10 protein-coding genes are annotated in these 13114 nt (G+C 36.7%); 7 read left to right on the top strand and 3 right to left on the bottom strand.

Features of this window, described 5'->3' with window-relative positions:
* The first annotated feature begins 194 nt into the window (after positions 1-194).
* Entirely contained in the window at positions 195-2192 is a 1998-nt protein-coding gene (locus HUE98_RS09460) for a glycosyltransferase (RefSeq protein WP_241420417.1), read from the top strand.
* Between the two features lie 230 nt (positions 2193-2422).
* On the opposite strand, the gene HUE98_RS09465 is transcribed toward HUE98_RS09460, so the two are convergent.
* From HUE98_RS09465 to HUE98_RS09475, 3 genes are all read right to left on the bottom strand, one after another.
* Positions 2423-3382: a Gfo/Idh/MocA family protein gene (locus HUE98_RS09465; protein ID WP_241420418.1), complete on the bottom strand. Its 960-nt coding sequence runs from the start codon at positions 3380-3382 to the stop codon at positions 2423-2425.
* Positions 3379-4686 carry a nucleotide sugar dehydrogenase gene (locus HUE98_RS09470; protein WP_241420419.1) on the bottom strand — a complete coding sequence of 436 codons (1308 nt, stop codon included), beginning with the start codon at positions 4684-4686 and terminating at the stop codon, positions 3379-3381. The genes HUE98_RS09465 and HUE98_RS09470 overlap by 4 nt, the downstream gene beginning before the upstream one ends.
* Before the next feature lie 116 nt (positions 4687-4802).
* Positions 4803-5939, bottom strand: coding sequence for a DegT/DnrJ/EryC1/StrS family aminotransferase (locus tag HUE98_RS09475; protein ID WP_241420420.1), 1137 nt, complete (start codon positions 5937-5939; stop codon positions 4803-4805).
* A gap of 243 nt (positions 5940-6182) precedes the next feature.
* Between HUE98_RS09475 and HUE98_RS09480 the strand changes: the two genes are divergently transcribed.
* The 6 genes from HUE98_RS09480 to HUE98_RS09505 all read left to right on the top strand — a co-directional run bounded on the left by HUE98_RS09480 (position 6183) and on the right by HUE98_RS09505 (position 13101).
* Positions 6183-7595 (top strand): YheC/YheD family endospore coat-associated protein, encoded by a 1413-nt coding sequence (locus tag HUE98_RS09480; RefSeq protein WP_241420421.1) that lies wholly within the window; start codon positions 6183-6185, stop codon positions 7593-7595.
* Between the two features lie 228 nt (positions 7596-7823).
* On the top strand, positions 7824-9212 hold the full coding sequence (locus tag HUE98_RS09485) for a YheC/YheD family endospore coat-associated protein (protein WP_241420422.1): 1389 nt from the start codon (positions 7824-7826) through the stop codon (positions 9210-9212).
* 234 nt (positions 9213-9446) lie between these two features.
* Complete coding sequence (gene tnpA, locus HUE98_RS09490) at positions 9447-9803, top strand: IS66 family insertion sequence element accessory protein TnpA (RefSeq protein WP_241420423.1); 357 nt, start codon at positions 9447-9449, stop codon at positions 9801-9803.
* A complete protein-coding gene (tnpB, locus tag HUE98_RS09495; protein WP_241420424.1) occupies positions 9793-10149 on the top strand; it encodes an IS66 family insertion sequence element accessory protein TnpB in 357 nt (118 codons plus the stop codon). The genes tnpA and tnpB overlap by 11 nt, the downstream gene beginning before the upstream one ends.
* A 96-nt stretch (positions 10150-10245) precedes the next feature.
* Entirely contained in the window at positions 10246-11784 is a 1539-nt protein-coding gene (tnpC, locus tag HUE98_RS09500; protein ID WP_241420425.1) for an IS66 family transposase, read from the top strand.
* Between the two features lie 213 nt (positions 11785-11997).
* Positions 11998-13101, top strand: a complete 1104-nt coding sequence (locus HUE98_RS09505; protein WP_241420426.1) for a UDP-N-acetylmuramoyl-tripeptide--D-alanyl-D-alanine ligase — start codon at positions 11998-12000, stop codon at positions 13099-13101.
* The last annotated feature ends 13 nt before the right edge of the window (positions 13102-13114 follow it).

A 13114-nucleotide genomic window follows, 5' to 3' on the forward strand; every position in this document is an offset into this window, starting at 1 on the left:
GTATTGTTACTTACTGGTTTCTGCAATATACTGAATACTGTAATATATCAATGATGATGATGATGAATGAATAAATTAATCCTGCACCCTTAGTAATCCGCACATAATGTTGATCTATCGAATAAAAAAATAATACCTGATAATTAACAGGTATTATTTGAAACAATTACTATGTACCTAAGGGGTGTGGTTTTATGGAAAGTTCAAACGCTATTGAAAACATCAGCAGTCAGTTGGAATATATTAATTATAAAATTGTCTTTTTTGTCTATCAGGGCGCAGACTCTTTTTTACATGATCTTATCAGTCAATTATCCCAACTTTACTCGGTTCGTAAAATAGTAATTAAAAAGGATGATGATTTTCCCCTTATAGATAAGTGGATGGAATGGGGGGATCTTTGCTGGTTCGAATGGTGCGATAAATTGTTATTATATGGTAGCAAGCTGCCTCTGGCAAAGAATAAAAAAATAGTATGCAGATTGCACAGTTATGAAGCATTTACTCAGTACCCGGGCAAGGTTAACTGGAATAACGTTGATAAGGTAATTTTTATTGCAGAGCATATTAAAAACATAGTGGTAAAAAAATATCGTATCCTCGATGAAAAAACTGCTGTAATTCCAAACGGAGTCAACATGAACAAGTGGACATTTAATACAAGGAACCCTGGATTCAATATTGCATATATCGGTTATATAAATTATAAAAAAGGGCCTATGCTGCTGCTTCAGGCTTTTAAATATCTCTTTGATAGAGATAGCAGATACAAATTGTATATTGCAGGGCAGTTTCAAGATCACCGATACTACTTATACTACCAGCAAATGATTAAAGAACTAAATATTGAAAATAATTTCTTTTTCCAGGGTTGGCAAAATGACCTGGATAACTGGTTAAACGATAAGAATTTCGTATTGAATACCAGTGTTTTAGAGTCCCAGAATATGAGTATCATGCAGGCGATGTCGAAAGGGATTAAGCCGGTAATTCATAATTTTGCCGGAGCCCAAAATATTTATCCCAAAAGATATCTATGGAATACCGTAGAAGAAGCTTTCGAAATGGTAACTGAACAGAAATATAGTTCCATTGAATATAAAAGCTTCATTGAAAAAAATTATTCATTAGAAAAACAGGTAAATACAATAGTCTCTCTCATCAATCAAACAATTAAATGCGAAAGGGAAGAGTTTAATTATAAAACTTATTGGGAAAACAGGCTTAACTCTCGTTTTAATATTCAAGGTGTAGGTAATATTGGGCTGGGGGAAATTCATAATAGGTTACTGTATAAAAACAGGATTGATATATTGGATAACGTTTTAAATCTTTGCTTTAAAAAAATTGACAATATAAGAGTTATGGAACTAGGCCCTGGGACAGGAATATTTACTGATTTTTTTCATCAAAAAAAGATTAAACAGTATTATGCTGTAGACATTGTTAAAAAATCAGTTGTCGAGTTAAGTAAAAAATATAAGTGCTACCATTTCAAACAAGGAGATATATGCAAACGCAGTAATTTTGAAGGAAAACACGACTTGATTTTGGCTGCAGATGTGCTGCTTCATATTACCAACGAAAAAAATTATGAGAAAGCAATCAGCAATATTGCCGCCCACCTGGATGACAATGGGCTCTGTGTACTGATGGACCCGATAAGTGTAATCAATACAAGAAGCACAGCCGACCATGCAGTAATTCGTAACAAAGAATATGTAGAAAAAGTATTGGAAGATAACCAGCTTGAACTGGTTAATATTTTTCCTATTTCATTTTTTTTGAATTATCCATTTGATAGAAATATCCTGGGAAATCAAGAAAGCTATGTGCTGGAATTATATAATATAATTATTCGTACATTTGCCAGCAGTCTTTTCACCGTGGATGATAAGTCAATAATAGGCGCATATTTATCCACTATAGAAAAACAGTTAATTCATAAATGTAACTTCGGCCTATCCGAAAAATTACTAATTATACAAAAAAGTGCTGCCGAGCAAAAGTATAATTTCAGACTACAAGATATAATCAAGATAGATGATGATATAATTAATAACACAACCAAAATCAGGCTTAAAATTTTATTCCAAAACGAAACGATAGCCGCTATTCACAAACTTTACAACCAAATAGAAAAAAACTGCAGCAAATCATATCATAATAATAATGATCATGAAATTATATAATTAAGCTTTTTATTATTGCTGATAAGAAAAGAAGATATCCCGCGGGCTGTTGTATCTTTAAAATAAACCCCTAAAAATTAAACCTCCATACACTAATCTGTTGTATGGAGGTCTTTAATAATACCCCCACCTCTAAGCGTTAACGTAGGTAGGGGTATTAATCAGGTGGAGTAGAGTCTCCACCTGATTCTTCGATGTTTCAGCTGCTGAAACGAGTTCACTTAAGCCTACTACCAGGGAGGCTTTTTTAACTGGGCTTCTGCATCCGTTAATAATTTTATTACACGGGCTCCGCTTTTTCCTTCCGTATCAGGTATAATTCTCTTTTCTATGCATTCTATAAAATGCAGCACTTCTATTTCCAAAACGTCAATTTTATCAAACTCCAGTACTTCATTACCTTCATCCCAAATAGTTAAGTCATTACTTATTCCTTTTCGATATATAGTTAATTTTTCTATATTCTCCTCATAACAAATCATTCCCCTGGAACCCACAATTATTGTTTTCCGCTGGTCACAGGGCCACAACCATGAAAGATGAACACTGGCCTTCACTCCATTTTTAAATTTAATGTGAAGATATACATCGTCCTCCACCATTGACTGGATCGCGGAGGTACCTACTGACGTAACCTGTTCTACCTCAGAATCAACTAACGACAGCAGGACTGCAATATCATGAGGGGCAAAGCTCCAAAGGACATTCTCTCTGCTTCGGACTTTACCCAGCTTAAGCCTGTTCATTTCAACGAAATAAATCTCCCCAATTACTTGTTTGCGAACACACTCAATCATTTTTTTCACAGCAGGTTTATACAGCAGAAGGTGCCCTACCATAAGAATTTTATCCATACTTTCAGCAATTGCTGCCAGCTCCCGGGCATCCTGTACACATAAGGTCATTGGCTTCTCCACCAGCACGTCTTTACCGACTTTTAAACAATTTTTTACTATCTCATAATGAGTATGTGCGGGAGAAGCCACTACAACACCATTAATGAAAGAATCCTTTAATATTTCCAAGTAATTTTCCGTTATCAATACGTCAGGATATTTTTTTTTAAAATCCTTTGTAATTGACTCTCTTGAGTCAGCCACTGCACCTAAAAATCCCAATTTAGATAGTATTCTAACATAATTAGCACCCCAATTTCCTGCTCCAATAATACCAATTTTAAATTTCTTCATATCAGAACAACCTTTTTTTCCCGCCCTGGAATCCCTTTCGTTGCATTTCTTGTATCCACAATTGTTCGGGCATTATTCACTAACCAATGATAATCAATGGTAGAATGGTCCGTGATAATTAAAACTATGTCAACATCATTAACAACCCTACCGCACAATGGAACGGAGTATATTTTTTTTGTAGATAACGTCACTTCACTTACAAAAGGGTCATGGTACATAAGCTCTATTCCATCCTTAAGAAGCAGCTCAGCCAAACAAACAGCAGGTGATTCCCTGGAATCATTTACATCTTTTTTATATGACATACCTAGAATCAATATTTTAGAACAGGAGGGAGCCAGGCCGTTATTATTTAAAGTACGTATGATTATTTCCCTTACATGTTCGGGCATTTTGCGATTTATTTCACCCGCAATGTTAATAAACCTTGTTAAAAAATTGTACTCCCTGGCTTTCCATTCAATATAATGAGGGTCTATTGGTATACAGTGCCCTCCCACTCCTGGTCCCGGGTAAAATGGCATGATACCAAAGGGTTTTGTAAAGGCTGCCTCAAGAACATCCCACACACATATTTTCATCTTGTCGCACAGTAGAGCAAATTCGTTTGCTAAAGCTATATTTACCGCACGAAAAGTATTTTCATAAATTTTGGCCAATTCTGCTGCTTTAACATCTGTAACCGGCACTACATGACTGATGGTTTGTTCATAAAAGCACAAGCCTAAATCCAGTGAATGAGGGCCAATCCCACCCACAATTTTATTTGTATTTTCTGTAGTATAAGTTTTATTACCGGGGTCAACTCTTTCCGGAGAGTGACATAGAAAAAAATCTTTTTCCACTTGTAACCCGGTACTTTCCAGAACAGGCAGAACCACATCTTCGGTAGTCCCAGGATATACAGTGGATTCCAGGCATATCAGCTGTCCTGGTTTTATTATTTTGCTTATTTCTTCAGAAGCACTGCGGACATGCTGCAGATCTGGAGTTAAATTTTTGGTTAATGATGTAGGCACACAAATAACAATAACATCCATATCCATCCCTGTTGGCAGACTGCTGAACACATTAAGCTTTCCCTGTTGAACTAATTGTTTCAGTTCTTCGTCATTTTTTCCCGAAACATAATGGTAACCCTGTTTTACTTGTTCGACACGGTCTATGTTTTTGTCTATTCCGATTGTAAGATATCCAATCTTTGCTAATTCTACAGCTAATGGCAGCCCCACGTACCCCAATCCCAATACACACACTCTTACATCTTTATTTATTATCATTTCTTTTAATAAATGTCTCATAATCACTCCCCTACCTGAATCCCTTTATAATCTTATGATAACGCTGAGTTGAACCTTCTCAAATCCCGATGTCGCTATGCTTTAATTGTTAAGATAATTAATGAATATAAACTTGATTAAAAAAAATCCACCACTGCTTCTACCACACGAATTACTTCCTCATCAGTTAGTTCGGGATAGACAGGCAGTGACAAAACTTCGCTGCATGCTCTTTCAGAAACAGGATAATCCCCATGTTTATGCCCCAGGAAAGAAAATGCCTTTTGTAAATGCAGTGGAGATGGATAATAAACTGTTGAACCGATTCCACGTTCATGCAAATACCGCTGCAGTTGATTTCGACGTTGGGTTTGAATCGTATATTGGTGGTATACATGAAGTGCGTTGTCAGGCTCAAGGGGAAGTTTAACATGTATTCTTCCTTTGTCTATTTGTTCTTTCAATAGAACATTATATAACCTTGCAATCACCCTTCGTCTCTTAGTCCATTGTTCAAGATACTTGAACTTAACATTAAGAACTGCCGCCTGCAGTTCATCCAACCTGCTGTTAAATCCTAAAAAGTCGTGAAAATACTTTTTCTTCGAGCCATGAACCCTGAGCAACCTTATCTTTTCTGCCAGTTCTATGTTATTTGTAACAATCATACCTCCATCGCCAAAAGAACCCAGGTTCTTTGTTGGGAAAAAGCTGAAACAGCCGGTATCCCCCAGGGAACCCGTTCTGTGTTTATTGTAGCTGGCTCCTAATGCCTGAGCCGCATCTTCAATAATTTTTATATTATGGCTTTCCGTTATGCTGAAAATCTCCTTCATATCAGCCGGGCAGCCGTATAAATGAACGGGAATAATAGCCCTGGTTTTTCGGTTAATTTTCTTTTCTATTAAATTTACATCAATGTTAAAGGTTTCTGGATTTATGTCCACAAACACCGGCTTAGCTCCAACCCTGCTAATGGACCCCGCAGTAGCAAAAAAACTAAATGGTGTTGTTATGACTTCATCACCAGGGCCTATCTCCAGAGCAGATAATGACAGGTAAAGCGCATCGCTGCCGCTGGCTACTCCTATCCCATAAGCTGCTCCACAGTAACGGGATATGTTTTTTTCCAATAACTCAACATTTTCACCGAGAATAAATTTACCGTTTTTTATAATTCCGGAAATACATTCAATTAAATCGTTATGCAAAATGCAATTCTGACGGCCCAGGTCAAAGCCGGGGATAGTATTTTTATTTTGATCCTGACGCATTTTTTAACCTGCTTTCTACTAAAGTTTATTCATTATACGGATTAACTAAGTAAAATGATACACATGAATATCTACCCTCCAGCATATTTTTTTACATTACCATACACATAATCATGGCTTTACTCATAGCGTATAATCATACGGTAACCTGAGTGAGAGATTTAACCTAAGTTCATTGTCTCACGGTAAAAAAATACTTAATTATTTCTTTAAACAAGAATATTTTAAAGGAGCCTCTTACAAATGGGGTTAAGAATGATTTTTAGACTAAAACTCTTTGAACAGGGTTCTAAAAGAAAATGTATATATCTCAATAGCTATCAGTTTTCTATGTTAAAAATCCCCCCTACAGGATTTATAACCTTGCAGGTAGGATCAGTTAAAGTTCTTGTTAAGACAGAAAAACAAAGTTTTGACAATTCTCCAGAGATAATTTATTTATCACCAGAAGTATTACTAAAATTTTCATTTTACCAGGGAGAACCGCTGCAGCTTGTTTTTTGTTCAAAGATTAATTTAGTTTTAGGCCTCAGCATAGGATTGACATTGTCAAGAAAATCATGGAAAAACATAAATGAAAATACTTTAATAAAAAAAAGAGCTCTTGTAGCTCTTGAAAAAGGTATCCTGCTCTACTGCTTTTACCTGAAAAAAGTTGACTGGAAAAATAACCTGATTAACGCATACAGTCTTAATCCGAACACAAAAGAATGGATGAATAGCAAGGTTCCTGTTCCACAGGTTATTTTTGACCGGGGGTCTTATCCGGGCCCTGGCACCATATACAGTTTTTCTCACAAGGAGAAAGTAAAATCCCTCCTATGGATAAATAATACTCGAACCTTTAGAAAGTGGGAAACATTTTTGGCTTTAAACTCCAATGAAGATACTAATGGTTACATGCCGGAGACTACATTGTTTTCTTCAGCAGCCCTTAAACGATTTCTTAAAAAATACAGCAGTTGTTTTGTTAAACACAATTTTAGCAGAAACGGTAAAAAAGTACTGCGCATTCAAAAATATAAACAACACTATATCTGCCAAAGAGGATGTGCTGAGATAGAAAGCTGGAGATTCAATAAGCTAAGCAGGTTATTATCATTTATCTATAAAACCCTGGGCAGAGATATCATTTTGCAGCAGGGAATAATTTTAGCTAAAATGAATAATTCTCCTTTCGATATGCGAATTTTAGTTCAAAAAAACATCTACAATAAATGGGTCATATCTGCCTTGAACTATCGAATTGCACAGCCAAAAGCAGTGGTTACAAACTTCTCTGCCGGTGCCACAGACATCTTTTCATCTCCCCGGGAGGAATTGCTTCACCCGGGATTGTCCTGGGATAAATTAACCGTATTTACTGTTAATGCAGCTGATGCGATGGAGAACTTTTTTGGGCCCTTAGGAGAAATAGGTTTTGATATAGCCATAGACGAAAAAGGTATCCTGTGGTTAATTGAAGCCAACAGTAGACCCAGCAGTAGGGCTTACAGGGATGCTCCCACCGAGGATTTTAAACATATATTCGGACTCCCATTTGACTATGCCACGTTCCTGGTAAATAACCAATTTATTTCAAGTTTTAGCCCAAATGATATTTCCAGTTACAACATCCCGGTGGTTGAAACCACTGCCCACTCAGGGCTATGTTAGTCAGACCCTTAATACAATCTGTAACCTGTTAACTTTAAAATAATAAAATCACGTAGAATAGCTTTCAGGCTATCCCTCGTCCTATATTTCCTGATGTACTTCATTACCATCCTTAAACTGGAATGTAATTATCCCCTTTCCATAACATATCTCTTTCAATAGTAACTATGCACATCCTTGGAAAAAGGTATATATAATAAAGGAAAAGAAAGCTTAGGAGTGAGGAATTTGAAATGTATTTGGCTAAAATCACTTAAACCAAACCAGATAGCAATTAATTCTAACTTATTTAATAAATTTAATAGACCAAAAAGCCTCGTCATTAATATTGGTATGTTAAAAATGAAACTAAATGTTATTATCAAAAATGATATTTTAGATAATTATTTGGCTCTTTCAACAAATTTAACGGATAAATATACCATACCTGAAAATATACCTTATGAAATCTACTACAAAGAAGGTGCCCTTTATCTTGGGCCTGTAATTGCTTATGTATCGTCGGGATCTAAGCAATTTAAAAAAAAATCTTATGCTTTTAACCTGCCAGTGTTTTTAGACTATAATTCTATTAAAGGATTAATTATTACCTGCACTGAGAGCTCTATAAATGTAGATTCCGGTATAGTTGAGGGTTACTATTTAGATCCGAATGCAAAAAATCTTAAAAATGCCTGGAGATATGGAAAATTTCCTCTTCCAAATGCTATGTTTAATCGTTCATTTATGCCTCAAAAGAAAATTAGAGCTATACAAAATAAAATAGGCAATAAAATCTTTAATTCTTATTTGTTGAATCTTGACAAATGGCAAACTTGGGAATTCTTATCAAAAGATGATACATTAAAAAAGCATCTGCCCTATACAGAAAAATTTTTAGGTATAGAACAGTTGAAGTCTCTTCTAAATCAATATGGGTCCCTTTACCTCAAACCCTCCAACAATAGCGGAGGTATAGGTATAATGAAGGTGGATAAATTAAAGAACGGTATAACTTTGATTGATAACAGAGGTAAGGCACATCACTTTAGTAAATATAAAATGTTATCTGAATTCTTGAAGAATAGAATATCTTATATAAATGAACAATCTGTCGATGCCAAAACAAATAGTCGTTTTCTATCTCAATTCTTGGGAAATAAGTTAAAAACACCTTTTATAGTCCAACAATCAGTTCATTTTGAGATAAATAATCAGCAGGTAGATTTCAGAATAATTTTACAAAAGAATAGCAAAATGAAATGGGCTTCTTCAGGTTTAGTTGGACGAATTGCCCAAGAGGGAAGCATTATTACAAACAAACGTGGTAGAAAAAAAATGATTTCCGGAAGAAAAGCATTAACATCTATTTATGGAGTAAGTGAAAAAAGAGCTAAACGGATTGAATTAGAAATAACTAATATAATTATTAGAGTAGTTAAAATGTATGAAAAGCTTGGCTTCCATTTGGGAGATGTGGCGGCAGATATAACTTTAGATTCAAATCTAAATATTTGGTTATTAGAATTGCAATTATATTATAGTATCACCGGATGGCATACAAAAGGATTACGGAAATTGTATGAAAAAGTTGCAACAACTCCATTTAAATATGCTAAGGCATTAGCAGGATTTTAGTAAAAATCAATGAGGTTAAGATATCCTGTGTTACAGGACCCCTCTTTTCAGTTGTTTTATTTAGATGACTTTGGAGGGGTTTTTAAGTGGTTTTAGATGCAGGAATATCCCTGATATGTAAGCGCCCAATAAGTCGGTGTATGGTAACTTCCCTAGTAATATGAGACAATTCTCTAAATTAGAATTTGTAGAGTTTTTCGACCAGGTCGAAAAACTCCAAAAGGAGGTTTAGAGTTGAACACCAGGGAAGTTACTAGAAAGTACCGGCTGAATCAATGGACTCAAATTATCCGCGAATGTCGCAGCAGTGGACAAACCGTCAAGGTATGGTGCGCTGACCATGACATCAACCCAAAAACTTACTACTATTGGTTGCGGAAAGTACGTGAGGCGGCATGCGAAGCCATCCCATCTCTTGAAGAAAATAGTTCAATCGTACCAGTAAACATTCCAGCAAATGCAGACGGTCCAGTTTCAGAGTCGACTTCACAAATTATTCTGCGGTTTGGTTCTGTTACATTGGAGCTTCGCAACAATGCATCCACGACGTTAATCGAAAATACCTTAAGGGCACTACAAAATGTTCGGTGATATCTCCAAAGCCGAGAAAATATATATTGCTTGTGGTTATACTGACATGAGAAAGGCAATTGATGGACTTGCTGCTATCGTCCAACAAAACTTTCAGTTAAATCCCTTTCAGAACAGTTTGTTTCTCTTCTGTGGCCGGCGCCGCGATCGAATCAAAGCACTCTACTGGGAAGAAGATGGATTCGTGCTCCTGTACAAGCGATTAGAAAACGGAAAGTTCCAGTGGCCAATGAACGCCGAAGCAGTTCGTTCTATTACAAATCAGGAGCTTCGGTGGCTCTTGGAGGGACTTTCCATTGACCAACCAAAGGCCGTAAAAAAAGTTAAGATAGAGGGTGGTTTTTAACTAAAAAAAGTGCTAAGAATGCCCATAAACACTGGCTTTCTGGACGTTTTTATGCTATACTAAATATAGTAAAAATACCAAAGGAAACCATCATTTATGAGCGCATCCGAGCAGTTGTTAGAAAAATTAGAAAACCGTATATCCCAACTGGAGCAGGAAAACAAAAAGCTCCACGATACAGTCGAGTATCTGACACGTAAACTTTTCGGGAAAAGCTCTGAGAAGACATCGTCCCTACCCACGGGACAGATGTCTCTTTTTGATGAGGCAGAAATAGAAGCGAATCCGAAGGCCCCAGAACCTGACCTTAAGGAAGTGCAGGGTTATCGAAGAAAGAAATTTAAGGGACAGCGAATGGAGCTATTGAAAGATATCCCTCGCGATAAACGCCTCTGCACTCTTGCTGAAGAAGATCGCTTCTGTGAAGAATGTGACACCACTCTTTTATCAGTTGGTGAAGAATTTATCCGCACCGAAGTTGAGTATATTCCTGCCAAAGTCAGGGTCATTGATTATTACCGTGAAACCTTCGAGTGCCGAACCTGTCGTAAAGATGGAAAACCATACATGGAGAAGTCGCCGATGCCTTATCCGGTAATTCAGCATTCCATGGCGTCTCCATCTACAGTGGCTTGGGTTATGCATCAGAAATTCGTCAATGCCCTTCCCCTTTATCGGCAGGAAAAGGAATGGAAGACACTTGGTGTGAACCTAAGCCGCGCTACCATGTCCAATTGGATTCTGGCTGCATCCCGTGACTGGTTGCGTCCTTTGGTGGAGCTGATGCACCAAAAGCTGATGCAGGAGCATTATATACATGCAGATGAAACGCCCGTGCAAGTAATGAACGAAGTGGGGCGCAAGAACACAACAGATTCCTACATGTGGTTATACAGTTCTGGCCAGCATGCCAAACACCCCATCCGGATCTTCGAGTATCAACCGGGAAGGAGCGGCAAGTACCCGCAGGAGTTCCTGAAAGACTATGAAGGGTATCTCCACTCGGATGCATACTCTGGGTACAAAAAGATTCCAGGAATCATAAGATGCCTGTGCTGGGCACATGTCAGAAGGAAGTTTGTCGATGCACTTCCCAAAGATGCCCATCGACCTGAAGCTACCTTTTCAAGCCAAGGCATTGCCTACTGCAACAAACTTTTTGAGATTGAAAAAAATCTCGAGAAGCTACCAAGTGAACAGCGCAAAGTAGAGCGTCTGAAGCAGGAAAAGCCTGTTTTGGAGGCCTTTTGGGCGTGGATTTATTCCACAAAGAAAAAGGTGCTTCCCAAATCCAAATTGAGCGAAGCCTTGAACTATGCCCTAAACCATAAGAAGGAGCTAACGAATTATCTTAAGGATGGTAGCTGCTCTATTTCCAACAACCTGGCAGAAAACAGTATCCGTCCCTTCACTATTGGACGAAAGAACTGGCTTTTCAGCGGAAGCCCTAAAGGAGCTGCAGCAAGTGCAGCCGTTTACAGTATCATTGAAAGTGCCAAGGCTAATGGCCTAAATCCATACAAATACCTATATTTCATCTTTAGCGAGCTTCCAGGCGTACAGTTTGGGCAACATCCAGAGTTCCTTGAAGATTATCTTCCATGGAGTCAGGATGTCCAGGAAAACTGCAAGTAAAGAAAAAGAGGCAAAAACTTAGTTTACACTAGTTTTTGCTTTTTTTATATCCACTGACTTATTAGACGCTTACCCTGATATAGCCTCTACTGAAGTAAGATAACGATTAAAAGTATAAATAAAAATTTGTATATTAAGCAGCTCACATTATTGATGTTATCTCATATATTATATAGACTAATCTAACGTAAAAACAAAAGGGGTTAATCCTATATGAAACAGCTCATACCAAAAATACCCACTATTGCCATTACAGGGAGTGCTGGTAAAACGACGACTAAAGAGATGATTTCTTCTATATTAGAAACAAAGTTTAAAATTTTCAAATCAAAAAGAAATAGAAATTTTGTGAGATGTACTAAAAATCATGCTAAGATGATCAAACCATGGCACCAAGCAGTTGTCTTAGAATTCGGAATGGGAAAAGGTAATACAGGCAAAATGCATTGCAGCTATATCCAACCCAATATAGGGATTATTACTAATGTAGGCTCTGCTCATTTTGGTATGTTTGGAAACAACATTATACTAACTGCTAAAGCAAAGTCTGAGCTCATTAAGTATATGAAGCCTGAGGGGATTTTATATATTAATAATGATGATGTAAATTCAAAGTTATTACAGACGAAGGATTTTAAAGGTAAAATCTTCTCTGTTGGCATTAAAAATAATTCAGATTATCAAGCAGTTAATATAAAATATCTGGCTCAGGGAATGTCATTTCAAGTTAAATTATATAACAAAAGTGAAGTTTTTTTTATCCCTTCATTTGGCCGCCATAATGTTATAAATGCCCTATTTGCTATAGCAGTTTGCCATTACCTTAAGCTTCCTCCTTCGAAAATGAAGTCAGGTTTAAAGAAATATAAGATTCCAGTGCGAAGAATAAATCGTTATGAACTTCCTAATGGGTTGGTTATTATCGATGATAGCTATAGTGCTAACCCAGAAGCAACTAAAGCTGCAATTGATGTACTGGTTGAATTGGGAAAAAATCAAAAAAAAGTAGTTATAATAGGAAGTATGCTAGAATTAGGAAAATATACAGTTAAGGGTCATATGAAAGTCGGTAAATACCTGGCTCGAAATAAGGTAGATAAAATTCTAACCTTTGGCAATGAAGCCCGTTGCATCAAAAAGGGTGCAATTAAAGCTGGATTTACTGCTTCTAATATTTTGCTTTTTAGAAACCGTGATAAAATGCACGCAGGCCTACAAAAGCTTATTGAACCGAATACTGTAATTCTTCTTAAAGGATCTAAACTCATGGAAATGCATAAAACGCTAGATTATCTATTAAGTGTTTTTTCAAAATAGTAGGTATGTAGAT

It is taken from the genome of Candidatus Contubernalis alkalaceticus, from assembly GCF_022558445.1.
GTDB classification, from domain to species: Bacteria; Bacillota; Dethiobacteria; order SKNC01; family SKNC01; genus Contubernalis; species Contubernalis alkaliaceticus.

Excerpts from the sequence above, each read along its gene's own strand:
- HUE98_RS09460 (WP_241420417.1), top strand. The coding sequence starts at position 195 with ATGGAAAGTTCAAACGCTATTGAAAACATCAGCAGTCAGTTGGAATAT.
- HUE98_RS09465 (WP_241420418.1), bottom strand. The coding sequence starts at position 3,382 with ATGAAGAAATTTAAAATTGGTATTATTGGAGCAGGAAATTGGGGTGCT.
- HUE98_RS09470 (WP_241420419.1), bottom strand. The coding sequence starts at position 4,686 with ATGAGACATTTATTAAAAGAAATGATAATAAATAAAGATGTAAGAGTG.
- HUE98_RS09475 (WP_241420420.1), bottom strand. The coding sequence starts at position 5,939 with ATGCGTCAGGATCAAAATAAAAATACTATCCCCGGCTTTGACCTGGGC.
- HUE98_RS09480 (WP_241420421.1), top strand. The coding sequence starts at position 6,183 with ATGGGGTTAAGAATGATTTTTAGACTAAAACTCTTTGAACAGGGTTCT.
- tnpB (WP_241420424.1), top strand. The coding sequence starts at position 9,793 with ATGTTCGGTGATATCTCCAAAGCCGAGAAAATATATATTGCTTGTGGT.
- tnpC (WP_241420425.1), top strand. The coding sequence starts at position 10,246 with ATGAGCGCATCCGAGCAGTTGTTAGAAAAATTAGAAAACCGTATATCC.
- HUE98_RS09505 (WP_241420426.1), top strand. The coding sequence starts at position 11,998 with ATGAAACAGCTCATACCAAAAATACCCACTATTGCCATTACAGGGAGT.